Here is a 25,240-nt window from a genome sequence, read left to right as displayed (position 1 = left end):
AACCTTAGTTGGGAGCGGTTCAGTTTCCTAAACTGAGGTTTTTTTTACATTAAGGGTTTGTAAATTGCTATGCTGACTGCCGAATCCTGTTATTTGTTTAACCTTCCTTTTTTTCAGTTTGCGCAACTGAAAAAATATACGCCGGAACTAATTCCGGCAATTAAACAAGATTATAAGCGCCACTGGAATGAGTGGAAGCAAGTGATACTACAAACCGAAGAATATCTTGATTCCGCTTTTGCCGCCCCACATATTGAGCGCTGGACTAACGGCTGGCAACTGAGAGCGCATTTTTTTGCGTATTTTAAATATAGTAGCCAACAGGATTCGGCGGCAATTTTATCCGTTATTTTAAATCGCCGCCGTCTGCTTATGGAATTGAACTGGCATAGCTACCGCGCCGAATCTTCCCGCATCAGCCTGCAACAATATAACCGCTGGACAGATTATCCCGCCTTATGGGAGGAATTCGGAGATTTTGAAATCCGTCATTGTGATGAAAGCGAATATGCGGATTTTCTCCGCCTGGAACAGCTGCAAAAAGGGGATTTAGTAGCGACTAGCGCAAGGGATTTCTGGCGGATTGGAAAAAGTATTGAAGCCGAGGCACTGACCCGCACGGATGTTCCGGGCTTTATTGCCGAAACCTTCACCAAACTATTGCCCCTATACCATTGCTGCCATCAATAAAAACTGTTATTTCCACCGCTTTTAAGCTATTCTATTACACATTTTATAAGATAATTTCCGCCCTTTACCGAATGCCCGAACGGATGCAACAACCTGCTTTCCGGTAAAAGGTGCGACCCTATTGAAAAGGTACTCATCATGCAAGAACAATATCGTCCCGATTTAATTGAGCCGGAAGTGCAACAATATTGGCAAGAAAATAAAGTATTCAGAGCGATAAAGGACAACGCTAAACCCAAATATTACTGCCTTTCAATGCTGCCTTACCCGTCCGGTCGATTACATATGGGGCATGTCCGTAACTATACCATAGGCGACGTGGTTTCCCGTTATCAGCGTATGAAGGGTAAAAACGTATTGCAGCCGATGGGGTGGGATGCCTTCGGTTTGCCGGCGGAAAATGCCGCGATTAAAAATAATACCGCGCCCGCCGAATGGACCTATGAAAATATCAAGTATATGAAAAACCAGTTAAAAATGCTGGGATTCAGTTATGACTGGGAACGGGAAGTAACCACCTGCCGACCGGAATACTATAAATGGGAACAATGGTTTTTTACCGAATTATATAAAAAAGGTCTGGTGTATAAAAAAACCTCCACGGTAAATTGGTGCCCGAACGATGAAACCGTGTTAGCGAACGAACAGGTACATGAAGGCTGTTGCTGGCGTTGCGATACCCCGGTAGAGCAGAAAGAAATTCCGCAGTGGTTTATTAAAATTACCGATTATGCCGAGCAGCTGTTATGCGATCTGGATCGATTACCGGAATGGCCGGATATGGTGAAAACCATGCAGCGAAACTGGATCGGCCGTTCCGAAGGGGTGGAAATCAGCTTCCAAATCAAAGACAGCGACCAGTCTTTAACGGTTTATACTACCAGACCGGATACGCTGTACGGGGTGAGCTATGTTGCCATTGCCGCGGCGCATCCTCTTGCCGTTCAAGCGGCGAAAAGCAATCCGGAAGTGGAAAGATTTATAAATGAAGTAAAAAATACCAAGGTAGCGGAAGCGGATATAGCGACCATGGAAAAACGTGGTATCGCCACCGGCTTGTATGCACTTCATCCGCTAACCGGCAAAGAAGTTCCGGTATGGGTGGCGAACTTCGTATTAATGCATTATGGTACCGGTGCCGTTATGGCGGTACCGGCCCATGATCAGCGCGATTTTGAGTTTGCTTGCAAATATGATTTGCCGATCCGTCAGGTAATAGCTCCTGCTGCTGAGGGAGAAAACCCGGATCTTAGTGTTGCGGCTTTTACGGAACACGGACGCTTGATTAATTCCGCCGAATTTGACGGTTTGGATTTTAGCGCCGCCTTTAAGGGGATTGCCGATAAACTTGAAGCCATGGGGGTAGGTAAACGTCAGGTTAACTATCGCTTACGCGACTGGGGGGTTTCCCGTCAGCGCTACTGGGGAGCACCTATTCCGATGCTAACCTTGGAAGACGGCGAAGTGGTGCCTGCACCGTTGCAGGATTTACCGGTGATTCTGCCGGAAGAGGTTAATATGGACGGGGTAAAAAGTCCGATTAAAGCGGATCCGGACTGGGCTAAGGCCAGCTATCAGGGACGTCCCGCTTTGAAAGAAACGGATACCTTCGATACCTTTATGGAATCTTCCTGGTACTACGCCCGCTATACCTGTCCGCAGTATCAACAGGGGATGCTGGACTCGGAGGAAGCCAATTACTGGCTGCCGGTGGATCAATATATCGGCGGTATCGAACATGCCACCATGCACCTGCTGTATTTCCGTTTTTATCATAAATTATTGCGTGATGCAGGCTTAGTCGCCAGTGATGAGCCGGCCAAAAAATTGCTCTGTCAGGGAATGGTACTGGCAGATGCGTTTTACTATACCAGCCCGACCAACGAACGAATCTGGGTATCTCCGACTAAGGTTAGGGTTACCCGCGACGATAAAGGCCGAATCCTGCAGGCGATCGACGAGGAAGGTCATGAGCTGGTGCATTCCGGCATGACTAAAATGTCAAAATCTAAAAATAACGGGATTGATCCGCAGGAAATGGTGGAAAAATACGGTGCCGATACGGTGCGCCTGTTTATGATGTTCGCTTCCCCGGCGGAAATGACATTGGAATGGCAGGAATCCGGCGTTGAAGGAGCAAAACGTTTCCTTGGGCGTTTATGGAATCTGGTATTCGAATATCTGAAAAATCCGGCTCAGGAAAATCTATGTGCGACAACATTGTCGCCGGCGCAGAAAGCATTACGTCGCGACGTGCATAAAACCATTGCTAAAGTGAGTGATGATATCGGACGTCGTCAGACCTTCAATACCGCTATCGCCGCTATTATGGAACTGATGAATAAGCTGACTCGCGCCCCACTGCAAGAGGCTCAGGATCGCGCCGTAATGGCGGAAGCGCTGAGTGCGGTTGTGCGTATGCTTTATCCTATTACCCCGCATATTTGCTTCCGTCTGTGGCAGGAATTGGGGAATCAAGATATTATTGATTTCGCCCCTTGGGTTCAAGCGGATTCTGAAGCAATGATCGATGATGAAAAATTGCTGGTCATCCAGGTTAACGGTAAGGTGAGAGCGAAAATTACCGTACCGGCAGATATGCCGGAACAAGAAATCAAACAGACTGCCCTGGCGGATCCTAATGTGATGAAATTCCTCGAAGGTCTAACTATTGTCAAAGGAATTTATGTTCCGGGTAAATTGCTGAACTTCGTGGCAAAATAATGACGGCAGTACCGTATCGGTGCAAAGTGCGGTCAGAATTCGGAAGGTTTTTTATGTTGAAACAATTAAAAGTTTTAGTTATTACCACCACTTTACTGCTATTAAGTGCCTGCGGCTTTCAGTTTCAGAACGGCCAGCTGATTCCGCCGGCATTAAAAACCTTGGCTTTCGAAAGCCCCGATCCTTACAGTGATATGGCAAGGGCGCTACGCAAGCAATTGCAGATGAATGATATCAGGCTGGTCGACTCCGCCTCAGATGTTCCTTTGCTGCGTTTGAATAAGAGCAGCAGTAATGACGAAGTGGCTTCGGTATTTAAGCAGGGGCGCGAAGCGGAAAAAATCCTGATATTGGATGTGGAGGCATCGGTAAGATTGCCGAATTCCATGGTTTACCCGATTCATGTCAAGGTTAACCGCACTTTTTTTGATAATTCGCGCGCCGCGCTGGCCAAATCCGCGGAAAAAGAAATTATCTGGAATGATATGCGTGAGCAGGCGGCTCGTCAGCTAATAAGTAAAATGGTCGCATTACAGCATCAGATTAATACTGAAAAACACTAATCTGCACGATGAATCGTATTTTTGCCGAGCAACTGAGCGCTAATCTGGCCGCTGGAATAAAGGGGATTTATTATCTGGCGGGACAGGATCCCCTGTTGCTCGATGAAAGCTTGGCGACCATAGTGCAGAATGCCGCCGCACAGGGTTTTGATGAAAAATTTGAAATGAAAGTGGAAGCCGCCGCCGATTGGAACGGATTATTCGATCGTTGCCAGTCGCGCGGGCTTTTTTTTAGCCGTCAGATTATCCTCCTTCATCTGCCCGATAATATCGGCAGCGCCCTACAGTCTTCCCTGCTACAGCTGATGCAGTTGCTCAACCCCGATATTCTGCTGGTACTTCAGTTGAGCAGATTAAGCCGGACTACGGAAAAACAAGGCTGGCATCAGGCGGCGTTACAATACGAACCCAATCTAACCTTGGTACAGTGCCAGACACCGAATGCCGAGCAATTACCGCGCTGGATAAGCCACCGAGCCAGGCAAATGGGACTACATATTGAACAGGAAGCGATACAGCTACTGGCCTACAGTTATGAGAATAACTTACTTGCGCTGAAACAAACGCTGCAACTGCTAATGTTACTTTATCCGGACAAGAAGCTGAGTTTTGCTCGGGTACAAACTATTGTCGAGCAATCCTCATTATTTACCCCTTATCAGTGGGTGGATGCGCTGATGCAAGGGCGAGAAAACCGGGCGGAGCGTATTTTACGCGGATTACAGGCGGAAGATGTGCAGGCAATCATTCTGTTACGCGCTCTGCAACGGGAATTAATCATGCTGCTGGAGCTGGCAAAACCGCAGCAACCCATTCATTTGGATCAGCCTTTGCCGGCGGCACAATTGAAAGCGGGGTTTGATCGGTTGAAAATCTGGCAGAGCCGGCGTGGGCTGTACACAGAGTTATTCAAGCGTCTGACTTATCGGCGTTTGTATCTGATTTTTCAACGACTGGCAGAGCTGGAACGCCAAGCTAAGCAGAGTTTTGATACGGATATTTGGCAGGGGCTGGCGGATCTTTCCGTACAGATTTGCGCAAGCGAAACAAAGCTCCGGAACTAAGGATTAAAATTTATCCTGTTGGAACGGAGCATAGGGAGATAAGTGCGGTAGGAGAATTAGCAGTTTTCGCTTTCCGCTAACAGGCGCTGAATCAACCTTGCGTTGGCCGGCGGAAACAGACTGGCGTCCAGTTCGTTTTGCGCCAGCCAAATGCCTTCCTGACCCTCACGCCCGAAGGGTTCGCCGATCCATTCTTCCACCAGATAAAAATGAAACTGAATAATCTTGCTCGGATATTCAAATAAAAAATGCTCGAAAACTACCGCACTTAATACCTGGATACCGATTTCTTCTTCCAGTTCCCGGACTAAGGTTTGCTCCGGTGTTTCACCTTCATTGCCCTTACCACCCGGAAATTCAAGAGACTGGGCAAAATCCTGTCCTTCCAGACGTCGGGTTAAATAGATTTGACCGAATTCGTTGCGGATTATGGCCGCGGAAACCTGAACCAGTTTTTTCTTCATATTTCATTGATACCGATAGAGCGAAAGTGCGGTCGGAAACGGCCGGTTTTTATGAGATTGGCCGTTTCCGCTTTGTCCGTTAGCTGCGTTTTTGCACCGCACCATGACAATATTTATATTTTTTGCCGGAACCGCAAGGGCAAGGTTCGTTACGTCCAATTTTACGTCCCTTTTCTCCTTGTTCTCCCTGAACGCCGTCGCTACCGCCGTGATACTGCATATTAGCGGTTTCGCGCTGCGCCGCTTCCTGGCGCATTTTTTCCGCCTGTTCGATTTCTTCCTGAGTACGCACCTGAACACGGCTAAGGGTACGGATCACGGTTAATTTGAGCGCATCCAGCATTTCCGTAAACATTTGGAAAGATTCTTTCTTATATTCCTGTTTCGGATCCTTCTGTGCGTAACCGCGTAGATAGATACCTTGGCGCAGGTGATCCATCGCCGCCAGATGTTCTTTCCAGAGTTCATCAAGGGTTTGTAGCATCACGCCTTTTTCAAAATTACGCATGGTTTCCGCACCGACCATTTCCTCTTTGGCCTGATATTCTTCAATAGCGGTATTAATAATGCGCTCGCGTAGCGTTTCCTCATGTAGCTGATTATCTTCTTCCAACCAGTGAGCCAGCGGTAAATCCAGCGCAAAATCCTGTTTTAAGCGCTGTTCCAGTGCCGGAATATCCCATTGCTCTTCCAGAGAGTGCGGTGGAATATACTGATCTATTACCGTATTGAAAACATCATGACGAATAGCCTGTATGGTGTCCGAAATATCCTGGTTATCCAGTAATTCGTTACGCTGACTGTAAATGGCATGACGTTGATCATTGGCAACATCGTCAAACTGTAGCAGATTTTTACGACCGTCGAAGTTATGGGCTTCCACTTTAGCCTGTGCCGAAGCGATAACTTTCGCCAACAGCTTGGATTCCATGGCCTCGCCCGGCTGACTGAAGGCTTTACGCATCATATTCAGCTTGCCTTCGTTCAGATAGATACGCATTAATGCGTCGTCCAGGGATAAATAAAAACGGGAGGAGCCCGGATCGCCTTGACGACCGGAACGGCCGCGCAACTGGTTATCTATACGACGGGATTCGTGCCGTTCGGTACCGATAATATGCAGACCGCCCGCTTGCATCACGGTATCATGGCGTTCCTGCCACGCCGCTTTGATTGCTTCGATTTGGGCTTCGGTAGGCTCTTCCAGTTTTGCCACTTCCGCTTTCCAGTTACCGCCCAGAACGATATCCGTACCGCGTCCCGCCATGTTGGTTGCGATGGTTACCATACCCGGATAGCCGGCATTAGCAACGATTTCCGCTTCTTGAGCATGGAATTTCGCATTCAGAACATTATGCGGGATACCTGCTTTATTGAGTGCGTTTGACAGCAATTCCGATTTTTCAATGGATACGGTACCGACCAGCACCGGCTGTTTGCGTGCTACGCAATCTTTAATATCTTCAATAATTGCATCGAATTTATATTGTTCATTTTCAAACATAACATCGGTGCGATCGTCCCTTATCATCGGGCGGTTAGTCGGGATAACCACGGTTTCCAGACCGTAAATCTGTTGAAACTCGAAAGCTTCCGTATCTGCGGTACCTGTCATACCGGCCAGTTTTTCATACAGACGGAAATAATTCTGGTAGGTAATGGAGGCGACAGTTTGGTTTTCGCCCTGAATTTTTACTCCTTCCTTCGCTTCAATCGCCTGATGCAGACCATCCGACCAGCGGCGCCCTGCCATGGTACGTCCGGTATGTTCGTCTACAATGATAACTTCGCCTTCTTTGACGATATAGTCCACATCGCGCTCAAACAGTTTATGCGCGCGCAAAGCGGAATTAATATGATGTACTAAGGCGAGCTTGGCCGGCGAATAAAGGGACTCATCTTCATTCATCAGCCCTTGCTGAATCAGCCAGTTCTCACATTTTTCCTGGCCGCGTTCGGTTAAATAGGCCTGTTTGGTTTTTAAATCCAGAGTAAAATCGCCGTCGCCCTGATAGTCTTCCGAGTCTTCCTTATCCTGCTGTACCAGAATCGGAATCAGTTTGTTAATAGCAATATAAAGCTCCGAACTGTCTTCCGCCGGGCCGGAAATAATTAATGGGGTACGGGCTTCGTCAATTAGAATGGAGTCCACCTCATCCACCAGCGCATAATGCAACGGACGCTGGAAACGTTCCTGCGCGGAATGAGCCAGATTATCGCGCAGATAATCGAATCCCAGTTCGCTATTGGTGGCATAGGTGATATCCGCACGATAGGCCTTGCGTTTTTCTTCATGGGAAAGACCGGGAACGTTAACATCCACACTCATACCTAGGAATTCGAATAACGGGCGATTGGTTTCCGCATCACGGCGGGCCAGATAATCGTTCACGGTAACCACATGCACCCCTTTTCCGCTTAATGCGTTCAGATAGCAAGGGAGTGTCGCGGTGAGGGTTTTACCTTCCCCGGTACGCATTTCGGCGATACAACGATTGGTAAGTACCATACCGCCGATAAGCTGGACATCAAAGTGGCGCATACCCAGTACCCGCTTACTGGCTTCCCGCACCGTAGCAAAAGCTTCCGGTAACAGGCTTTCAAGAGTTTCGCCTTTTTCCAAGCGGGCTTTAAACTCTGCGGTTTTAGCGCTTAATTCCTCATCGCTTAAGGCTTCAAATTGCGCTTCTAATTTATTGATTTTATTAACTTGCTTATTTAAACGGCGTAAGATTCTGTCATTACGGCTACCGAAAATTTTAGTTGCAATACTTCTCAACATTGGATTTGTTCTCTTTACATAAATAATGAATATTCCGATCTCTGTACGGAGATCGGGGGAATTAACGGGATTTAGAGCATCGTAATGAAGGGACCGGCACGAATAGGTGTATGAAAACGGATTTGATGTCCGTTGAAATTGGTTTCGGTTTTATTCTGTGCAGCGGGAATCAGCTTGCTTTCCGACAGACGAATCTGTCTTACTATGGTTTTTTGAACGGAAGACGCCGAAGCCAACAGGGCCTGGCGCTGAATTTGATAAGCGGACTGGGTTTGATAATTGGCATTAGTCTGAACGGGCTGATTGCCCTGAACCTGAGGTAAAGCAAAGATCGCAATCATACTAATCAGTAATTGCGACCAGAAATTTTGTTTACCCTTGTGTAAGATCATTATTATCCGCTTGCTGTTGAAAAAACTGTCGTATTGTAACGAAATTTCGCTACAATGTCGCTAATTTATTGAGTCTAAAATGAGAATTTCAAGTGCATGCGCAAACAAAAAGTGGTTAATATCAAAGAATTACTGCAAACCTCCGATTTGGCGCAGGTAATGCGTAAAGGGATCTATCTGAGCAACCTGAACTCACATTTGCAGCAGATTTTCCCGCCTCGGTTTGCTGGTCTTTTTCGTGCGGCGAATAGGGCGGGCGATCGTCTGAATATTGAGGTGGCTAATGCGGTGGTGCGACAGGGGTTGTTATTTCGTCAGTCGGAACTGTTAGGGTTAATTCAGCAAAAGTATCCGGAGATTCGTCGTCTGGATTTCCGGGTGAATCCCGAATTAAGCCGGAAGCCTGCGGATTTCCGGGGCTAGCCGCAGTTACTTAAATACCGCAATCAATTCGTTAACTTTAATCCGACGCAGCGCCGACTGGCTGATGGAGCGCTGCACCTTGATCCGTTTTAGCTTCGCCGCCTGATAAATCTCGCGGGTAAAGGGGGTGTCATGGTTGGACAGAATCACGGGAATTCCCCTATCCTGCGCGGTTTGCCGCGCCAGATCCGCCAGGGCTTTCTGCTGGGCCAGAGAAAAATCCTGCCCTGCGTAGCGGGTAAAATTGCTGTTCTGGGGTAGCGGAGCATAGGGCGGATCACAGTAGATAACGGAATTTTCCTCTGCCAAGTCAAAGGTTTTGTGAAAGTCCGCACAAATAAAATCTGCATTTTGCGCTTTATGGGCGAAGTAGCGCAGTTCCCGTTCGGGGAAATAATGCTTTTTATAGGCGCCGAAGGGAACGTTAAATTCTTCCCGACCGTTGTAACGGCACAGACCGTTAAAGCCGAAACGGTTTAAATATAGGAAGATAACCGAACGTAGGAAGGGATCGGAACTGAGGTTAAATTCGTCGCGCCGGGCGTAATAATAAGCCGCGCTATTGGCCTGCGGGTGAAAAAACAGGGGGCGTAATGCCTGAATATAAGCTTCGACATCCTGTTTTATGGTATTGAACAGATTAATCAGATCCGGGTTAATATCCGCCAGAATATAATGTTTAAAGTTGCTGTTGAGAAAGACCGAGCCGGCGCCGACGAAAGGTTCCACCAGGCAGCTTTTTCTTTTCGGCAGCAGCCTATTGATTTCTTCCGTCAGGCGATATTTCCCACCGGCCCATTTTAGAAAAGGACGGTATTTGGGCTGGGGTTTGGTTTTTGCATCGGACATTGGAGCTGTTATTGATCCGGCTGACTACAGGTTCGGATAGCCTCAAGGACGGCCTGATTATCAATATCCGAGGCGACATAAGCCCGCCCTAAAGTTTCAAGCAATACCAGACGCAACTTCCCGCCCAGCACCTTCTTATCCCGCAGCATATGAGGTAAATAATCCTGCGCTTGCATACTGTCCGGTGAGAGGGTTGGTAAATTGGCGCGCGCCAGCAGTTTTTCCAAGCGTGCAGCCTCTTGTTTACTCAGTTTGCCGAGTTTTTCCGATAGTACCGCCGCCATCATCATACCCACGGCTACGGCTTCGCCGTGCAACCAGTTGCCGTAACCCAAATGGGTTTCAATTGCATGTCCGAAAGTATGCCCCAAATTAAGGTGGGCGCGTTCGCCTTTTTCCTTTTCGTCTCGCGCCACTACTTCGGCTTTAATCTGGCAGCAACGGGAGATACAGGTTTGTAACGTCGATTGATTTAGCGCTACCAGCTCGTCAATATGCTGTTCCAGCCATTGGAAAAAATCCGCATCCGCGATGGCGCCGTATTTGATAACTTCCGCTAAACCGGCGTTAATTTCACGTTTCGGTAGGGTATTCAGGGTCATGCTATCGATAATTACTGCAACAGGCTGATAAAAGGCGCCGATCATATTTTTACCCAAAGCATGATTGACCGCAGTTTTTCCGCCCACGGAAGAATCTACTTGAGCCAATAGGGTGGTCGGTATCTGAATAAAAGGGATACCGCGCTGATAACTGGCTGCCGCATAACCGGCTACATCGCCGATAACACCGCCGCCGAGAGCGATAATTGTAGTGTCGCGGCCATGATTTTCCTCTAACAGTGCAGTAAAGATCAGATTCAGAGAATCCAGGGTTTTATATTTTTCCCCGTCCGGCAGCAAAACCTTGCTGATTTGGCAACCTATCGCTTGTAATGTTTCGGTCAGCTCGGGTAAATAATATTCTGCTACTGTGGGATTGCTTACAATCATGACCTTATCCCCTTTTTTCAGAGGATAAACCGTCGTATCCTTGAGCAGGTTCGCTCCGATATGAATAGGATAGCGACGTTCTTTCAGTTCAACATTCACACATAACATAGATTTGCCGGGCCTTTAACGAGAATTTAGTTCTGGAAATTTTCAATCAATTCGATAATCTGATTCGCCATCAGCTTCGCGCTTTGTTCGTCGGTAGGGAGGGTGATATCCGCCACTTCCTCATATAAGGGGTTGCGTATTTCGGCTAACTCCTGCAATACCTGACGGGCGTCCTGTACGCCTTGTAACAAGGGCCGTTTTTTATCGCGCTGAGTCCGCTCGAATTGTTTATCTACGGTCGTTTGCAGATAGACCACGATACCGCGTGCGGAAAGGTGGTTACGGGTTTCTTTTGAGAGCACGGCACCGCCGCCGGTAGAAAGAACAATCCCCTGTTTCTGCGTCAGTTCGTTAATGATGCGAGCTTCACGCTTACGGAAACCTTCTTCTCCTTCGATATCGAAGATCCAGCCGATATCCGCTCCCGCACGTTGTTCAATTTCATTGTCGGAGTCAATAAACTCCATGCTCAACAGTTGAGCGAGCTGGCGGCCGATCGTGCTTTTGCCCGCACCCATCGGCCCCACTAAAAAAATATTACGTTTTTCTGCCATTGTTATTTTTCTTCAATCTCTTTTTTGATTTTCTGCTTCTAAAATAAGATCCTGTGCCGCACAAAATATAGCGATAGGTAGAGGGATCCTCTGAACTGGGTGATTATCGCAATAAATCCCCCTCATTTTCAACCTCGGGAGAGAATTAATTCGTAATAATGTCGAAAAATAAAACCATTCTTTTTTTGCGTTTATTTTCTCTGCCTTTGTACCGCGCCAATTGAATTTTTAGGTTCATTTTCCCGGGTATGGGCGGCTTTGCTGTTAAGGGGAGGGGCGCTTAAAATATGCGGCGTAACGAAAATGACGAGTTCACGTTTCTGACGACGTTCGCTTTCACGCCGGAACAGGGGTTTAATAACAGGTATATCGCCCAGTAGAGGGACTTTATCTTCGGTTTTGGTTACCGTATCGTGAAACACACCTCCGAGAACAATGGTTTCACCGTTGCGGGCGAAAACCTGAGTATTAATTTCCTGTTTGTCAATGGATACCACTTCACTTGCGCCATAGGCGATTCGATTACCGGGGGCATTTTGGCTGACCGTCAAATCCAATAGGATTTGGTTATCACGCAAAATATGCGGGGTTACTTCCAGTCCCAGTACCGCTTCACGAAATTCCACCGATTGGGTATCGTTTTTTTTATTTGCCACGATATAGGGAATTTCCGTCCCCTGCTTAATACTGGCGCTCTTTTTATTGGTCGTCAATAAACGCGGACTGGCGATGATTTCCACGTTTTTTTCCTGCTCCAGTGCGCTCAGTTCCAGATCCAGTAAACGCCCGTTGATACGGGCTATTTGTAAGGCCACTGAAGCCGCCGGGCTGGCGGTTACGCCGAAATTGACGTTCAGATTATCGGTAATATTGCGCAGTCCGTTGGCATTCAGACTGCCTGCGATTTTATGCGCATTCGCAGAGGGTTCGAATATGCCCCAGCGTACGCCGAGTTCCTTCAGACTTTCATCATTGATGGTTACAATGCGGGCTTCGATTGCGATTTGTTCAATCGGTTGATCTAACTGTTGTACCAGAGTTTTAATCTGACGGATGATTTTTCTTTGATCCTGGATAAGCAGGCGGTTGCTGCGTTCATCGAATGACAGGGTACCGTAGGGGGATAACAGGGAACCGCTACCGCCGCTCAAAGACTTCATTACATCGGCGGCTTTGGCAAACTGTAATCTGAAGCTTTCGGTTACTAAATCTTCTGCTTCAGGCGCTTCGAGTAGGCTCGAATCTTGCCCTGCGCTTGCCCGGAGCGGGCGGCTTAGATAATAGACGTTCTCTTCCTTATGCAGATTCAGATTTTTGATTTTAGCTACAGCGTACAATAAGCGATGAATATCGGTATTTTCCAATTGCAGCGATAATGAACCTTCCAGTTCATCATCCAGAACCAAATTTATTGCCTGTTCCGCTGCCAGTTGTTGGAGGGTTGCCGCCAGGGGCGCCTGTTTTAGACGAATACTGAATTCTGTCTGTGCCGAGGCGGAGACGTAAGCCGAAAAAGCGAGAAAAAAGAAAAAAATAGCATAAAATCCACCGCACTTTAAGGAATCGCTTATTTGTCGCATATTATTTCCTCAGCTTAAAAATGAAGATTCAGATTTTCCATTATTGTGCAATCCTGCCCGGAGCGAGGGCGCAGAAACTGAATGCTGTTTCTGTTTATCCTTTTCAGGCGCAGGCGTTCCCGTGCAATGAGTTCGTTTGGATGCAGAATGAAAACCCTTGTGTCCGGGGCGGAAAATATGACTTTATGGCTGTCCGCATATTCCAACAAACCGATAACTTGCAATTCGGCAAAGGCATATTGTTCGGCAACCACTGTATCCCTTTCCGTAACGCAGACGGAAGGCGCATTATCTTCGTTTGGCGGTACGGCGGGCTTGATTCGCCGTTTTTTATCAAAGGGATCGGATAGCCTTGCCGCCAGCGAAACGGAACAGAGCATCAGTAGTAATAAAATAATCCGCCGCATATTTATTCCTCTTCCAGCTCAATTTGCATCAGAATATCCGCCCGAATGGAACTTTGTTCCGGCTCCTGGCGGTAGCGCTGTACGGAAAGTTCAAGCAAATGAACATAAGCGTCCGGAACAAACTGGGTTTGTAAAAAATGATTGAGATCGGGAAAATTTCCGTCCACCTCTATTCTCAGTAAGGGCGAGCGGGAAAATTCCCATTGTGAGGTTTGTACCCTCAGCTTTCTGGCGGTGTAGAGCAGTTTTTGATGAATGGGGGCGATTTTGGCCGCAATTTCCGGGGTCAGACGGGCTTTGTCGGCATGGCGGCGTAGCGCTTGCAGGATTTTTTGCCGGTGGCGGGTTTCCTGTTGTAATTTGTATAATGCGTTTTTTTGTTGTGCCAGCAGTTGACTTTGTTGCAGATAATTAAATAGGGGAAGCGCCATCAATATGGCAAAGATTGCACATAAAATCAGGTGCAAGAAAGGTTTGGGCAGCTGTAGTAAGCGTCTCCAGGCATTATGCGGATTATCAAAATATGCCATTTTCATTGTTCGGGCTCATAAGGCAGATGGAACTGAAAATAGGTTTCTCCGTTCGGATGCAGGATAAACTGGGCTAATTCCACATGACGAAACAGAGCGATTTTTTGCAAATAATCTTGTACCAGTTCAAATTCATGCTGTGATTCCGCCGTTCCGCTCATTAGCAGGCGAGATGCATTCAGTTCCAGTTCGCTGAGTTCTCCTTCGGATAAGGGTAATGCGGCGACAATGTTCAGTAACTCGGCGGCGCGTCGAGGCGGTATCGGATACAGAGGTTCGGATTGCAGTGCCGGTCGGTTGAGGGCGACAATCTGATTTTGCAGTTCTTGCAGGCGTTGAGTTTCCTGTTTCAAGCTTTGCTGAAGAAGCTGTAGTTCCGATTCGGTTCGGCGGCTTTGAGCATTAACTAAGATCCCCAGAAACAGGGCAAATAGACAAATAATTGTCAGCTTAATCAATAAATCTCTGCTTTGTCTGCGCTGGCGTTGCTGCCGCCAGGGGAGTAAATTAATCGCCGTATTCATGGGCGCATCTCATCGGCGTCTGCTAACTGCCTTTCTGTGGCCGATTTCCGTTGCCATAGTGCCGCACCCAGAGCGATAAAGGGAATAGGGGTGTCTATTTTGTGCCAGAGGGCGGGGCATACGGCTTGTGGTTCCGTGCTGTAGAAATAGCAAGTTTCAGGGGCGCCGGGGTAACGTCGGTAAAAAAGCTCAAACAGTTCTTGCGGCGTTCTATCCGTAGCCTGCAGCAGATGACGGCAATGTTTCTTTTCTTGAACGGCAAGACAGAGGTTCCCATCTTGATAGATATATAAACTGTTATCCGTTACCGGGCGTCGGCTGAGGAAACGAAATGCGCGCAGTATGGCATTGGTAGCATCATCCAGAATATCGATTTTAAAGGGCGACAATGATTGTAGCTGTTCGGCGGCAAGGTTTTTTCTGACGGCGGAAATATCCAGGCGGGTGCTGTTATGAAAAGGGTGAATACTGTAATCAAACCAGAGTTCTCCCAGGTCAATCGGCAGTTCCTTTTCCAAAATATGAAAACATTGGCGCTCGCATTCCTGACTGCTGAGTTGGTAAGGCAGAATAAGACTTTTATACCAAATATGGTTCGGCAGTAGCGCACTGGCGTAACTATAACTCAGGACGGCGGACGCCTGGCCGAGGCAGGTTTCCAAATGAGAAGAAAGTTCAGATGGTGTGAAAGCGGTTAGCTGCGGGATAATAAAGTGCGGTCTTTTTTGCTCGTCAAGCCATACTATTTCCAAATTGTTTTGTCGGCGCCATAGGCCGATTCGGATTTTGTATTTTTTTCCGTTTTTTATTTTGCTTTTTAGCCGCCGCATACTTGGTTTTCCCCGTTTTTATTCGCCCTAAATCCGTTTGTGTTGTTTTTTAGCTTTCGGTTTGAACCACTAATCTTTATACTTGTCTGTTGAAAAAGTAGTTTTTATTAATTTTGGAACAAAGGCATTAGGTAAGAGTGAATTCTGGAATGAAAATCGTAAAACTCATCTTTAGCACGCTGCTGACGCTGATCGTGCTGGGCTGCATCGCAATAGGGATATTCTATATACATATAAAATCCGAATTGCCGCAGGTGGAAAGCTTAAAAACGGTGGAACTGCAGCAGCCGATGCAGATTTATACCGCTGACGGTAAATTGATCGGCGAAGTGGGCGAACAGCGCAGAATACCGGTGAAATTGGAAAATATTCCGCAGCAACTGATCAATGCGGTGTTGGCGACTGAAGACAGCCGTTTTTATACCCATCATGGTTTGGATCCCATCGGGATTGCCCGTGCGGTATCCGTTGCTATCAGCAACCGAGGCGCTTCTCAGGGGGCAAGTACCATTACTCAGCAGCTGGCGCGTAATTTCTTTTTAACCCCGGAAAAAACCATTATCCGTAAAGTAAAAGAAGCTATTTTGGCAGTCGAAATCGAAAATACCCTGACTAAAAATGAAATTCTGGAATTGTATCTGAATAAAATTTATCTGGGATACCGTTCTTACGGGGTTGCAGCGGCGGCTAAGACTTATTTCGGTAAGGAACTGAACGAACTGAGTTTATCGGAAATGGCGATTATTGCCGGTTTGCCGAAGGCGCCGTCCAGCCTTAACCCGATTTATTCGCCGAAGCGCGCGGAAGCCCGACGTAATGTGGTGTTGAATCGTATGTTGGAAATGGAGTTTATTTCCCGCGAGGAATTGGAAGATGCGCTGAAAGCGCCTATTGTGGCCAGTTACCACGGGGCGCAACTGGAGTTTCGGGCCGATTATGTTACGGAAATGGTTCGCCAAGAAATGGTAAAACGTTATGGCGAAGAGGAAGCCTATACCCGCGGTTATAAGGTTTACACCACGGTGTTATCTAAAGATCAGGCCCAGGCGCAAAAAGCATTGCGTGATAATATTATCAGCTATGATATGCGCCACGGCTATCGCGGCGCGGTTGCCCTGTGGCAGAAGAGCGAAGCCCCTTGGGCGGAAGAGCGAATTATCGCCGAGCTGAAAAAACAACCGAATATGGAGCCTTTTGTTCCGGCGGCAGTAATAGGAATAGAGAAAAACGGTGCCGAAGTATTACTGGCTTCCGGTCAGAAGGATCTCTTGCCGCAAAGCGGTATGCGTTGGAGCGGGAAGGCCAATCCGGTTAAAGTGGGCGAATTGATTTGGTTGCGCACCGATGCTAAAAATCAATGGATGCTGGGGCAGGTGCCGGAGGTAAATTCCGCGTTGGTTTCTCTGAACAGCGATAACGGTGCCATTGAGGCCATTGTCGGTGGCTTCAGTTTTGAACAGAGTAAATTTAACCGCGCCACCCAATCACTGGTACAGGTCGGTTCTTCTATCAAACCTTTTATTTATGCAGCTGCACTGGAAAAAGGGCTGACCTTATCCAGCGTTTTACAGGATTCTCCGATTAGCCTGCGCAAACCGGGCCAACCGGACTGGCGACCGAAAAACTCACCGGATCGTTATGACGGTCCTATGCGTTTGCGGGTCGGTTTGGGGCAATCTAAAAATATGATTGCCATCCGCGCCATGCAATTGGCCGGCGTGCCTTATGTTGCGGACTTTTTACAGCGTTTCGGGTTTAAACGGGATCAGTATTTTGCCAGCGAAGCGCTTGCCCTCGGCGCCGCCTCCTTTACTCCGCTGGAAATGGCGCGCGGTTATGCGGTGTTTGATAACGGCGGATTCCTGATTGATCCTTATATTATTCAGAAAATTCTGGATAATTCGGGGCGCGAGATTTTTGTGGCCAATCCGAAAATCGCCTGTATCAGCTGTGATGATATTCCGACCATTTACGGTCAGACGGATAAAGTGGACGGATTCCAGAACAATGATGAAGTGGCGGCGGACAATTTGAACCGAACCGACGACAGTACCAACGGAGAAGAAGTGGATCAAAACGGGGAGCAAAATGACGTGCCGGAACTGCAGACCCAAAACGCTCGTCTTGCCGAAGATGAGATTAGTCTGATGGCGAGCGGTCAAAATGAATCCGCTCAGGTCCAATATGCGCCGCGAGTGATCAGCGGCGAGTTGGCATTTTTGATTCGCAGTGCGCTGACAACGGCGGTTTACGGTGAAGAGGGACAGGGCTGGAAAGGCACCAGCTGGCGTATGGCGAATGAGTTCAAACGCAGAGATATCGGCGGCAAAACCGGTACCACCAATAATTCAAAAGTCGCCTGGTATGCAGGCTTCGGTGCCAATATTACCACGGCGGTTTATGTGGGTTTCGACGATAACAAGCGTAATCTGGGGCGCGGTGAAGCCGGGGCGAAAACAGCGATGCCGGCCTGGATTGCCTATATGAAAAGCAGCCTGGCGGATATTGAGGAGCGTCGCTTGCCGCTACCTGCCAATATTATAGAGAAGAATATCGACCTTAAATCCGGCTTGTTATCCGCTGGGCAGGGACGTACCGAATATTTTATTAAAGGAACGGAACCTAAACGGGTTTATGTTCAGGAGCGCGGTTATTATGTTCCGCCGATGGGGGTAAATGAGCCGACAGCACCGGGAACGGCGCCGACAGCCTCTCCTGATCGGGAATTGTTCTAATCCGAGATAAACATACCGCACTTGAAAAAGTGCGGTGGTTTTTTTTATGTTTTTTGGGCCGGTGAATTGTCGCCATTTGCAGCTTAGGTTCCCGAAGGGGCTAATATAAGAATTGCACGGCCTTTAGCGTTATAAATTACCTTTTCCGCCAAACAACTTATCAACTTTCATTAAGGACGGATATGCTCAGTTATCGCCACAGTTTTCATGCCGGTAATCATGCCGACGTATTGAAACACATCGTATTAATGTTAATTATCGAAAACCTGAAACAAAAAGAGAAAGGATTTTACTATTTGGATACCCATGCGGGCGTCGGCCGTTATCGCTTATTTGATGAAACGGCGGAAAAAACGGCGGAGTTTAAAGAGGGTATCGCTCGCTTATGGGAACGGGAGAATTTACCCGAAGAAGTACGGCGTTATGTGCAAATTATCAAACGGCTTAATTATGGTGGTAAGGAATTACGTTATTATGCCGGTTCTCCGCTAATTGCGGCCGGTTTGCTACGCGCTCAGGACAGAGCGTTGCTGACCGAACTGCATCCGACGGATTTTCCGTTATTACGGAATAATTTCAAACAATATGCCAATATCAGCGTCAAACGGGAGGACGGTTTTCAGCAGCTGAAGGCCACTTTGCCGCCGAAGGAGCGGCGCGGTTTGGTGTTGATTGATCCGCCTTACGAATTAAAAGAGGATTATGATTTAACGGTTAAAGCGATCGAAGAAGGCTATAAGCGTTTTGCTACGGGGATTTATGCCCTTTGGTATCCGGTAGTGCTACGGCAGCAGACCAAGCGAATTTTTAAAGGCTTGGAGAACAGCGGTATCCGTAAGATTTTGAAAATCGAACTGGCGCTACGTCCTGACAGTGATCAGCGCGGTATGACCGCCAGTGGAATGATTGTTGTAAACCCGCCTTGGCAGCTGGAAACGCAAATGAAAAAAATTCTGCCTTATCTGACCGAAGTATTGGTTCCGCAAGGCACGGGGCATTGGTCGGTACAATGGATTACGCCGGAATAAGGAGATTTAATGAGAATCGGTCAGCTTGCAAAAGCGGTGGGATGTACGATCGAAACCATCCGTTTTTATGAAAAGCAGGGGGTTTTACCGAAACCGGAACGGGGAGCGAATAATTTCCGCCGTTATAGCGAAGAGCATCTGCGCTGTCTTTCTTTTATCTGTTACTGCCGTTCATTGGATATGTCGCTGAAAGAAATAAAAATGTTACTCAGCCTAGAACATTCGGGTGAAGAACAAGCGCAGGAAATAGATAGTTTATTGGAGCGGCACATTCAAGAAGTGGCAAAACGGATTCACGAACTGGATCATTTAAGAATTGAATTAATCCGACTGCGCCAGAGATGCAGTGAATTAACCGGGGTCAGTCTGACGAAAGGTCTATTCCGTACCGATAAGGTGCGTTTCCGCAAAATAAAATAAATTACCCTTGAGCTAATCGGGGGCAGCGTGTATAATCCGCACCCTACGGCCACATTCTAATTTTCGTTCCTTGCTTCCGCAGACAGGTGGTCGGTCTATCGCGCGGAGGCTGATTAACCCGTAAGGAGCAGTAATGCGTCACTACGAAATCGTGTTTATGGTTCATCCGGACCAAAGCGAACAAGTACCGGGCATGATTGAACGCTATACCGGTTCTGTTAAAGAAGCCGGCGGTCAGATTCATCGCCTAGAAGATTGGGGACGTCGTCAGTTAGCCTACCCAATCAATAAATTACATAAAGCACATTATGTGCTTATGAATGTAGAAGCGCCTCAAGAAGTCATCGACGAGCTAGAGACAACGTTCCGTTACAACGACGCAGTTCTTCGTAACGTAATTATTCGTACTAAGCACGCCGTAACAGAAGCGTCCCCAATGGTTAAAGCGAAAGACGATCGTAAAGCTTTAACTGAAGTTGAAAACAACGATTTTGAGGATGCTGAAGAGTAATTCGAAGATTGATAATCGTTTATCCTTAATCGGAGTCGTATCCGATACGCCTAAACGAAGAAAAAGCCCGAACGGTATCGAACATTGCAGCATTTGGCTCGAACATCATTCCGAGCAGACCGAAGCAGGCTTTAAACGTTCTGCAAGTTGCAAAATGGCGGTACAGATCAGCGGCAATCAATTGATCCAGAAAACTCAAAGCATTACGGTCGGCAGCAAGCTGTTGGTAGTGGGATTCGTTCATGCGCATAAAAGCGCAAAAGGGTTCAGCCAGTTAGTATTACATGCCGAGCAAATCGAATTTATAGATTAGGAGACTAGCCAAATGGCACGTTATTTCCGTCGTCGTAAGTTCTGCCGCTTTACAGCGGAAAATGTAGTTGAAATCGATTATAAAGATATCGCTACATTGAAGAACTATATCACAGAGAGCGGCAAAATTGTTCCAAGCCGTATTACCGGTACTCGTGCGAAGTATCAGCGTCAATTAGCCCGCGCTATTAAGCGTGCACGCTATTTAGCCTTACTTCCGTACACTGACAACCATCAGTAATTAAGAGAGGATACGGTAATGCAAGTAATTCTTTTAGATAAAATCGTTCACTTAGGTAACGTGGGTGATCAGGTCAGTGTTAAATCAGGTTATGCGCGTAACTTCTTAATCCCGCAGGGTAAAGCGGTTATGGCGACCAAAGCTAACATTGAGCACTTTGAAGCCCGTCGTGCCGAATTGGAAGAAAAAGCGGCCAAAGCATTGGCTGCGGCATTAGATCGCGCAGAAAAATTAGAAGCCTTAGAAGCGGTAACAATCGTTTCTAAAGCCGGTGATGAAGGCCGTTTATTCGGTTCCATTACTACGCGTGATGTTGCGGACGCAGTTACTGCGGCCGGCGTTGAAGTTGCGAAAAGCGAAGTTCGTTTACCGAACGGTCCGCTCCGCACTACCGGCGATCACGAAGTTAAATTCCAATTCCACGGTGAAGTGTTTGCAACATTAAACATCGTTGTTGTTGCAGAATAAACATTCATTTTTATTATAGGGGACCTGCGTCCCCTGTTTTAATTCTAAAAAACTCCCTCTTTTCCGAGCGTACTTGCGCAGATATTTAATTCCCTCCGGCTTGATTTATCCCCCGTATAGTGTCAAACTCACCCCGATTTATCCCTCACTCAGGCAGGTATAACATGGCTAAAAAAACAAAACCCCAGGATCCAAATTTTGAGCGCGAAGCAAAAAAATATTCCAATCCTGTCGCAAGCCGGGAATTTATTCTGGATATCATTCGTCGCCATAATGCGCCGATGACAAAAGAAGAAATCCTGAAAACCTTACAAATTAAGGATGAAGAGCAACGGGAAGGTTTACGCCGCCGTTTACGTGCCATGGAAAATGACGGCCAGCTGGTATTTACCAAACGTAAATGCTACGCCCTGCCGGAAAAACTGGATTTACTGAAAGGAATGGTGATTGGGCACCACGAGGGCTACGGTTTTCTGCAAGTGGAAGGGGCAAAGCAGGATTTGTTTATTCCGAATGCACAGATGAAGCGCGTGATGCACGGTGATTTCGTACTGGCCCAGCCCTTGGGGTTGGATCGTAAAGGACGGCGCGAAGTACGTATCGTCCGTTTGCTACAGGAGCGACAGAAACAAATAGTCGGGCGTTTTTTCCTGGAGGAAGGCATAGGTTATGTGGTGCCCGATGATCGCCGTATCAGCCGGGATATTTTAATTCCGGAGGAAGGCCGCTGCGCAGCCCGCATGGGACAGGTGGTGGTCGTGGCGCTGAAACCTCGTACCGCGACTTTCAGTCAACCTATCGGGGTGATTACCGAAGTTCTCGGCGACAATATGGCGAAAGGAATGGAAGTGGAAATAGCCCTGCGCAATCATGATATTCCGCATAGCTTCCCGCCGGCGGTACAAAAGCAAATTAAAAAGCTGACGGAGGAAGTGCCGGAAGCGGCAAAACAAGGAAGGGTGGATTTACGCCCCTTACCCTTGGTTACGATTGACGGCGAGGACGCACGGGATTTTGATGATGCGGTATATTGTCGGCGTGAACAAAAGGGTTGGCGTTTATGGGTTGCTATCGCCGATGTCAGCTATTATGTACGTTTACGTACGGCTCTGGATAATGAAGCCCGTTTGCGCGGCAATTCCGTTTATTTTCCTAACCGAGTTGTTCCTATGTTGCCGGAAGTGCTTTCCAACGGCCTGTGTTCACTGAATCCGCAGGTGGATCGTCTTTGCATGGTATGCGAAATGCAAATTGATACGAACGGTAAACTGAAAAATTACCGATTCTACGAGGGGGTAATGAATTCTCATGCCCGCCTGACCTACACCAAAGTGGCGCGGATTTTGGAGGGCGATGAGGAAATGAGCGAGCGCTACAAGCCGTTGGTACCTCATTTGCAGGAGCTGCACGCCATGTACCAGGCATTGGTCAACGCCCGTCGGCAGCGCGGCGCCATTGATTTTGAAACCATCGAAAGCAAATTCGTATTTAATGCCATGGGACGGATCGAAAGCATTGAGCCGGTGGTGCGCAATGATGCGCATAAATTGATTGAAGAATGTATGATTCTGGCCAATATCGCTGCGGCAAATTTTGTGGCGCGGCGTCAAGAACCGGCGCTTTATCGTATTCATGCCGCACCGGGCGAGGAAAAATTATCGGCGTTCCGAGCATTCCTAAGCGAATGCGGCTTAAGCCTTGAGGGCGGAGCAAAACCTACGACTGCCGATTATGCACGGCTGCTGGCTCGGGTGCAGGAACGTCCCGACCGCGAATTAATCCAGATGATGTTACTGCGCTCCTTAAGTCAGGCGGTTTATCACCCGGATAATATCGGGCATTTCGGTCTGGCGCTGGAAGAATATGCGCATTTTACCTCGCCGATTCGCCGCTATCCGGATCTCAGTTTGCATCGCGGCATTAAATATTTGCTGGCTAAAGAGCAGGGTTCCAAACGTAAAACCACCGACGGCGGCGGTTATCATTACAGTTTGGAAGAAATGGACATACTGGGTGAACATTGCTCCCTGACCGAGCGCCGTGCCGATGATGCCACCCGTGAAGTTGCCGACTGGTTGAAGTGCGAATATATGCAGGATCATATCGGCGACGAGTTCGAAGGGATTATTTCTTCGGTTACCGGCTTCGGTTTCTTTGTCCGCTTAAAGGATCTGTTTATTGACGGACTGGTGCATATTTCTACCCTGGATAATGATTATTATCGTCTGGAGGTCGCCGCACAGCGTTTAATCGGTGAAAACAGCGGTGCTATTTATCGTATCGGCGATACGGTGAGAATCAGGGTTGAAGCGGTCAGCCTGGAGCAACGTCAGGTGAATTTCGCCCTGATCTCCTCGGCCAGAAAGCCGCGCAGAGAAGGAAAAACCGCCAGGGATAAGGCGAAGCGGGCACCGCGTTATGCACGGAGCATGGAAAAGCAAGGGAAGAAAGCAAAAAGTGCGGTCAAAAAAGAGAAAGTTTCTGCTAAGAAGAAAAATAAGAAGAGAAAATAATTAATGTCAGACTATATTCATGGTATTCATGCGGTAAATTCCTTATTAGCTACCGCTCCGGAACGTTTTATTGAAGTTTATGTATTAAAGGGGCGGGAGGATAAACGCCTGCAACCTTTAACCGAAGCTTTGTTGCGCCTTGGCGTTGCGGTGCAATGGAGCAACCGACAGACCCTGGATAAAAAATCCGACGGAGAAAACCATCAGGGAATTATCGCCAGAGTACGGCCGGCGAAAGAATTGAACGAGCATGATCTGGACGGTATTCTGAGCGAAAAACAAAATCCCTTGTTATTGGTATTGGACGGAATAACGGATCCGCATAATCTTGGCGCCTGTTTGCGCAGTGCCGACGCCGCCGGCGTATGTGCGGTTATTGTGCCTAAGGATAAATCGGCGCCTTTAACCTCTGTGGCGCGTAAAGTGGCTTGCGGGGCGGCAGAAACGGTGCCGCTGATTAGAGTTACCAACCTCTCCCGTACCTTAAGGGATTTACAGCAACGGCATAATATCTGGGTGGTGGGTACCGCCGGTGAAGCCGAACAAACCCTGTATCAGACCAAACTGAGCGGCGCACTGGCATTGGTGATGGGCGCGGAAGGGGAAGGAATGCGCCGTTTAACCCGCGAGCATTGCGATCAATTAATTAGTATTCCTATGGCGGGTGCGGTTTCTTCTTTAAATGTTTCGGTAGCCACCGGCGTATGCCTGTTTGAAATCGTACGTCAGCGTTCGCTTTAAGTTTGAGGCTTTAGCGGGAATACCCTTGCTCTATGCTTATCCGCGTTAAAAGAGCGGTGGTTTTCTCTCGGATTTTCGCCCGCTTGTAGAAAGCTGAAATAAGCAGCGGATAAGCGGGCGCTTTTGTTCATCTCTTCGTCTATATATTAGATGCCCCGTACTTCCCGGCTCAGGATAAATTACCTTGCGGGTGTGCAGCCGGAATATTTATAGCTTTGCTCAAGCACTGAGAATATGGGCCAGCGGAATATCCCAACTTTCCGCTGGAAGCCGTTCCAGCTGCTGACATTGATGTGCCAGTCCGATTGGTAGAAAGGATTTGCATTGCCAGTCGCACAGGGTGCGATCATAGAAACCGCCTCCCATGCCAAGCCGATTTCCGGCTTGGTCGAAAGCCACTAGCGGCGTAAAAATAATATCCAGTTTATGGCTGGGTATTACGTCGCGTATATCCAGTTTGGGTTCATTAATATTAAACTTATTCGCTTGCAGAACGGAATCCGGACGATAGCGCAGAAATAATAAATGACCGAGACTAAAGGGATGCAGCACGGGCAGACAGACTTCCTTACCTTCAGCCCATAAACGTTCTATGAGTGTGGCGGTGCCGATTTCACCGTCTACGGCAAGATAGAGAGCGATATTTTGCGCCTGATGCTGATTAATAAAGGCTAAAGCTTTTTCACAGATTTGTATTTCCGCCTGTTGTTGCTGTTCGGGAGTTAAACTTCGCCGACGTTGACGGAACAAATGACGCAGATTGCGACGCTGAATGGCAAGGGGATTTTGTTGCAT

Annotated in this window: 26 protein-coding genes; 14 read left to right on the top strand and 12 right to left on the bottom strand. The window is 47.7% G+C overall.

Annotated features, from left to right (window positions below):
- Positions 1-63 precede the first annotated feature (63 nt).
- From EDC45_RS05980 to holA, 4 genes are all read left to right on the top strand, one after another.
- Positions 64-690: an HI_0552 family protein gene (locus EDC45_RS05980; protein ID WP_424960662.1), complete on the top strand. Its 627-nt coding sequence runs from the start codon at positions 64-66 to the stop codon at positions 688-690.
- Between the two features lie 138 nt (positions 691-828).
- Entirely contained in the window at positions 829-3,414 is a 2,586-nt protein-coding gene (gene leuS, locus EDC45_RS05975; RefSeq protein ID WP_133544453.1) for a leucine--tRNA ligase, read from the top strand.
- Positions 3,415-3,467: 53 nt separating this feature from the next.
- Positions 3,468-3,977 (top strand): LPS-assembly lipoprotein LptE, encoded by a 510-nt coding sequence (locus tag EDC45_RS05970; protein ID WP_133544451.1) that lies wholly within the window; start codon positions 3,468-3,470, stop codon positions 3,975-3,977.
- Between the two features lie 8 nt (positions 3,978-3,985).
- A complete protein-coding gene (holA, locus tag EDC45_RS05965) occupies positions 3,986-5,041 on the top strand; it encodes a DNA polymerase III subunit delta (RefSeq protein ID WP_133544449.1) in 1,056 nt (351 codons plus the stop codon).
- Positions 5,042-5,097: 56 nt separating this feature from the next.
- Here the strand turns inward: holA and mutT are convergent, their stop codons facing one another.
- The 3 genes from mutT to secM all read right to left on the bottom strand — a co-directional run bounded on the left by mutT (position 5,098) and on the right by secM (position 8,679).
- Positions 5,098-5,505 carry an 8-oxo-dGTP diphosphatase MutT gene (mutT, locus tag EDC45_RS05960; protein WP_133544447.1) on the bottom strand — a complete coding sequence of 136 codons (408 nt, stop codon included), beginning with the start codon at positions 5,503-5,505 and terminating at the stop codon, positions 5,098-5,100.
- 79 nt (positions 5,506-5,584) lie between these two features.
- Positions 5,585-8,287 carry a preprotein translocase subunit SecA gene (secA, locus tag EDC45_RS05955; protein ID WP_133544445.1) on the bottom strand — a complete coding sequence of 901 codons (2,703 nt, stop codon included), beginning with the start codon at positions 8,285-8,287 and terminating at the stop codon, positions 5,585-5,587.
- 71 nt (positions 8,288-8,358) lie between these two features.
- Positions 8,359-8,679: a secA translation cis-regulator SecM gene (gene secM, locus EDC45_RS05950; RefSeq protein ID WP_133544443.1), complete on the bottom strand. Its 321-nt coding sequence runs from the start codon at positions 8,677-8,679 to the stop codon at positions 8,359-8,361.
- A 96-nt stretch (positions 8,680-8,775) separates the two neighbouring features.
- Here secM and EDC45_RS05945 point away from each other — a divergent pair, with 96 nt between their 5' ends.
- Positions 8,776-9,102: a DciA family protein gene (locus EDC45_RS05945; RefSeq protein ID WP_133544442.1), complete on the top strand. Its 327-nt coding sequence runs from the start codon at positions 8,776-8,778 to the stop codon at positions 9,100-9,102.
- Positions 9,103-9,108: 6 nt separating this feature from the next.
- On the opposite strand, the gene EDC45_RS05940 is transcribed toward EDC45_RS05945, so the two are convergent.
- From EDC45_RS05940 to EDC45_RS05905, 8 genes are all read right to left on the bottom strand, one after another.
- A complete protein-coding gene (locus EDC45_RS05940; protein WP_133544440.1) occupies positions 9,109-9,951 on the bottom strand; it encodes a Dam family site-specific DNA-(adenine-N6)-methyltransferase in 843 nt (280 codons plus the stop codon).
- A gap of 8 nt (positions 9,952-9,959) precedes the next feature.
- Complete coding sequence (aroB, locus tag EDC45_RS05935; RefSeq protein WP_133544438.1) at positions 9,960-11,051, bottom strand: 3-dehydroquinate synthase; 1,092 nt, start codon at positions 11,049-11,051, stop codon at positions 9,960-9,962.
- A gap of 26 nt (positions 11,052-11,077) precedes the next feature.
- A complete protein-coding gene (gene aroK / locus EDC45_RS05930; RefSeq protein WP_133544436.1) occupies positions 11,078-11,605 on the bottom strand; it encodes a shikimate kinase AroK in 528 nt (175 codons plus the stop codon).
- 191 nt (positions 11,606-11,796) lie between these two features.
- The gene (locus tag EDC45_RS05925; RefSeq protein WP_133544434.1) at positions 11,797-13,185 is read right to left on the bottom strand and encodes a type IV pilus secretin PilQ; all 1,389 of its coding nucleotides are present in this window, start codon (positions 13,183-13,185) and stop codon (positions 11,797-11,799) included.
- A gap of 14 nt (positions 13,186-13,199) precedes the next feature.
- Complete coding sequence (locus EDC45_RS05920) at positions 13,200-13,592, bottom strand: hypothetical protein (RefSeq protein WP_133544432.1); 393 nt, start codon at positions 13,590-13,592, stop codon at positions 13,200-13,202.
- A gap of 2 nt (positions 13,593-13,594) precedes the next feature.
- A complete protein-coding gene (locus EDC45_RS05915; RefSeq protein ID WP_133544429.1) occupies positions 13,595-14,128 on the bottom strand; it encodes a hypothetical protein in 534 nt (177 codons plus the stop codon).
- Positions 14,125-14,646, bottom strand: a complete 522-nt coding sequence (locus tag EDC45_RS05910; RefSeq protein WP_133544427.1) for a hypothetical protein — start codon at positions 14,644-14,646, stop codon at positions 14,125-14,127. The genes EDC45_RS05915 and EDC45_RS05910 overlap by 4 nt, the downstream gene beginning before the upstream one ends.
- Positions 14,643-15,476 carry a competence protein ComA gene (locus EDC45_RS05905; RefSeq protein WP_133544425.1) on the bottom strand — a complete coding sequence of 278 codons (834 nt, stop codon included), beginning with the start codon at positions 15,474-15,476 and terminating at the stop codon, positions 14,643-14,645. The genes EDC45_RS05910 and EDC45_RS05905 overlap by 4 nt, the downstream gene beginning before the upstream one ends.
- A gap of 149 nt (positions 15,477-15,625) precedes the next feature.
- Here EDC45_RS05905 and EDC45_RS05900 point away from each other — a divergent pair, with 149 nt between their 5' ends.
- The 9 genes from EDC45_RS05900 to rlmB all read left to right on the top strand — a co-directional run bounded on the left by EDC45_RS05900 (position 15,626) and on the right by rlmB (position 24,445).
- Complete coding sequence (locus EDC45_RS05900; RefSeq protein WP_133544423.1) at positions 15,626-18,211, top strand: penicillin-binding protein 1A; 2,586 nt, start codon at positions 15,626-15,628, stop codon at positions 18,209-18,211.
- Between the two features lie 182 nt (positions 18,212-18,393).
- On the top strand, positions 18,394-19,239 hold the full coding sequence (locus tag EDC45_RS05895) for a 23S rRNA (adenine(2030)-N(6))-methyltransferase RlmJ (RefSeq protein ID WP_133544421.1): 846 nt from the start codon (positions 18,394-18,396) through the stop codon (positions 19,237-19,239).
- A gap of 9 nt (positions 19,240-19,248) precedes the next feature.
- Entirely contained in the window at positions 19,249-19,659 is a 411-nt protein-coding gene (locus EDC45_RS05890) for a MerR family transcriptional regulator (protein ID WP_133544419.1), read from the top strand.
- A gap of 133 nt (positions 19,660-19,792) precedes the next feature.
- Positions 19,793-20,170, top strand: a complete 378-nt coding sequence (rpsF, locus tag EDC45_RS05885) for a 30S ribosomal protein S6 (protein ID WP_133544417.1) — start codon at positions 19,793-19,795, stop codon at positions 20,168-20,170.
- On the top strand, positions 20,157-20,483 hold the full coding sequence (gene priB, locus EDC45_RS05880) for a primosomal replication protein N (protein ID WP_133544415.1): 327 nt from the start codon (positions 20,157-20,159) through the stop codon (positions 20,481-20,483). Before rpsF ends, priB begins: the two co-directional genes overlap by 14 nt.
- A gap of 12 nt (positions 20,484-20,495) precedes the next feature.
- A complete protein-coding gene (rpsR, locus tag EDC45_RS05875; protein ID WP_005759927.1) occupies positions 20,496-20,723 on the top strand; it encodes a 30S ribosomal protein S18 in 228 nt (75 codons plus the stop codon).
- An 18-nt stretch (positions 20,724-20,741) separates the two neighbouring features.
- Positions 20,742-21,191 (top strand): 50S ribosomal protein L9, encoded by a 450-nt coding sequence (gene rplI, locus EDC45_RS05870; protein WP_133544413.1) that lies wholly within the window; start codon positions 20,742-20,744, stop codon positions 21,189-21,191.
- Positions 21,192-21,355: 164 nt separating this feature from the next.
- Positions 21,356-23,704 (top strand): ribonuclease R, encoded by a 2,349-nt coding sequence (gene rnr / locus EDC45_RS05865; RefSeq protein ID WP_133544411.1) that lies wholly within the window; start codon positions 21,356-21,358, stop codon positions 23,702-23,704.
- 3 nt (positions 23,705-23,707) lie between these two features.
- Positions 23,708-24,445, top strand: coding sequence for a 23S rRNA (guanosine(2251)-2'-O)-methyltransferase RlmB (gene rlmB / locus EDC45_RS05860; RefSeq protein WP_133544409.1), 738 nt, complete (start codon positions 23,708-23,710; stop codon positions 24,443-24,445).
- A gap of 219 nt (positions 24,446-24,664) precedes the next feature.
- On the opposite strand, the gene EDC45_RS05855 is transcribed toward rlmB, so the two are convergent.
- Positions 24,665-25,240: a 5-formyltetrahydrofolate cyclo-ligase gene (locus EDC45_RS05855; RefSeq protein WP_133544522.1), complete on the bottom strand. Its 576-nt coding sequence runs from the start codon at positions 25,238-25,240 to the stop codon at positions 24,665-24,667.

It is taken from the genome of Mesocricetibacter intestinalis (assembly GCF_004363295.1).
Taxonomy (GTDB): domain Bacteria; phylum Pseudomonadota; class Gammaproteobacteria; order Enterobacterales; family Pasteurellaceae; genus Mesocricetibacter; species Mesocricetibacter intestinalis.
This window is presented reverse-complemented; position numbering and strand designations above follow the sequence as displayed.

Excerpts from the sequence above, each read along its gene's own strand:
- EDC45_RS05910 (WP_133544427.1), bottom strand. The coding sequence starts at position 14,646 with ATGAATACGGCGATTAATTTACTCCCCTGGCGGCAGCAACGCCAGCGC.
- EDC45_RS05970 (WP_133544451.1), top strand. The coding sequence starts at position 3,468 with ATGTTGAAACAATTAAAAGTTTTAGTTATTACCACCACTTTACTGCTA.
- EDC45_RS05925 (WP_133544434.1), bottom strand. The coding sequence starts at position 13,185 with ATGCGACAAATAAGCGATTCCTTAAAGTGCGGTGGATTTTATGCTATT.
- aroK (WP_133544436.1), bottom strand. The coding sequence starts at position 11,605 with ATGGCAGAAAAACGTAATATTTTTTTAGTGGGGCCGATGGGTGCGGGC.
- EDC45_RS05945 (WP_133544442.1), top strand. The coding sequence starts at position 8,776 with ATGCGCAAACAAAAAGTGGTTAATATCAAAGAATTACTGCAAACCTCC.
- EDC45_RS05905 (WP_133544425.1), bottom strand. The coding sequence starts at position 15,476 with ATGCGGCGGCTAAAAAGCAAAATAAAAAACGGAAAAAAATACAAAATC.
- EDC45_RS05855 (WP_133544522.1), bottom strand. The coding sequence starts at position 25,240 with ATGCAACAAAATCCCCTTGCCATTCAGCGTCGCAATCTGCGTCATTTG.
- aroB (WP_133544438.1), bottom strand. The coding sequence starts at position 11,051 with ATGTTATGTGTGAATGTTGAACTGAAAGAACGTCGCTATCCTATTCAT.
- rpsF (WP_133544417.1), top strand. The coding sequence starts at position 19,793 with ATGCGTCACTACGAAATCGTGTTTATGGTTCATCCGGACCAAAGCGAA.
- rnr (WP_133544411.1), top strand. The coding sequence starts at position 21,356 with ATGGCTAAAAAAACAAAACCCCAGGATCCAAATTTTGAGCGCGAAGCA.
- EDC45_RS05890 (WP_133544419.1), top strand. The coding sequence starts at position 19,249 with ATGAGAATCGGTCAGCTTGCAAAAGCGGTGGGATGTACGATCGAAACC.
- leuS (WP_133544453.1), top strand. The coding sequence starts at position 829 with ATGCAAGAACAATATCGTCCCGATTTAATTGAGCCGGAAGTGCAACAA.
- EDC45_RS05940 (WP_133544440.1), bottom strand. The coding sequence starts at position 9,951 with ATGTCCGATGCAAAAACCAAACCCCAGCCCAAATACCGTCCTTTTCTA.
- rlmB (WP_133544409.1), top strand. The coding sequence starts at position 23,708 with ATGTCAGACTATATTCATGGTATTCATGCGGTAAATTCCTTATTAGCT.
- holA (WP_133544449.1), top strand. The coding sequence starts at position 3,986 with ATGAATCGTATTTTTGCCGAGCAACTGAGCGCTAATCTGGCCGCTGGA.
- EDC45_RS05900 (WP_133544423.1), top strand. The coding sequence starts at position 15,626 with ATGAAAATCGTAAAACTCATCTTTAGCACGCTGCTGACGCTGATCGTG.
- rplI (WP_133544413.1), top strand. The coding sequence starts at position 20,742 with ATGCAAGTAATTCTTTTAGATAAAATCGTTCACTTAGGTAACGTGGGT.
- EDC45_RS05895 (WP_133544421.1), top strand. The coding sequence starts at position 18,394 with ATGCTCAGTTATCGCCACAGTTTTCATGCCGGTAATCATGCCGACGTA.
- EDC45_RS05920 (WP_133544432.1), bottom strand. The coding sequence starts at position 13,592 with ATGCGGCGGATTATTTTATTACTACTGATGCTCTGTTCCGTTTCGCTG.
- rpsR (WP_005759927.1), top strand. The coding sequence starts at position 20,496 with ATGGCACGTTATTTCCGTCGTCGTAAGTTCTGCCGCTTTACAGCGGAA.
- secM (WP_133544443.1), bottom strand. The coding sequence starts at position 8,679 with ATGATCTTACACAAGGGTAAACAAAATTTCTGGTCGCAATTACTGATT.
- secA (WP_133544445.1), bottom strand. The coding sequence starts at position 8,287 with ATGTTGAGAAGTATTGCAACTAAAATTTTCGGTAGCCGTAATGACAGA.
- EDC45_RS05915 (WP_133544429.1), bottom strand. The coding sequence starts at position 14,128 with ATGAAAATGGCATATTTTGATAATCCGCATAATGCCTGGAGACGCTTA.
- mutT (WP_133544447.1), bottom strand. The coding sequence starts at position 5,505 with ATGAAGAAAAAACTGGTTCAGGTTTCCGCGGCCATAATCCGCAACGAA.
- priB (WP_133544415.1), top strand. The coding sequence starts at position 20,157 with ATGCTGAAGAGTAATTCGAAGATTGATAATCGTTTATCCTTAATCGGA.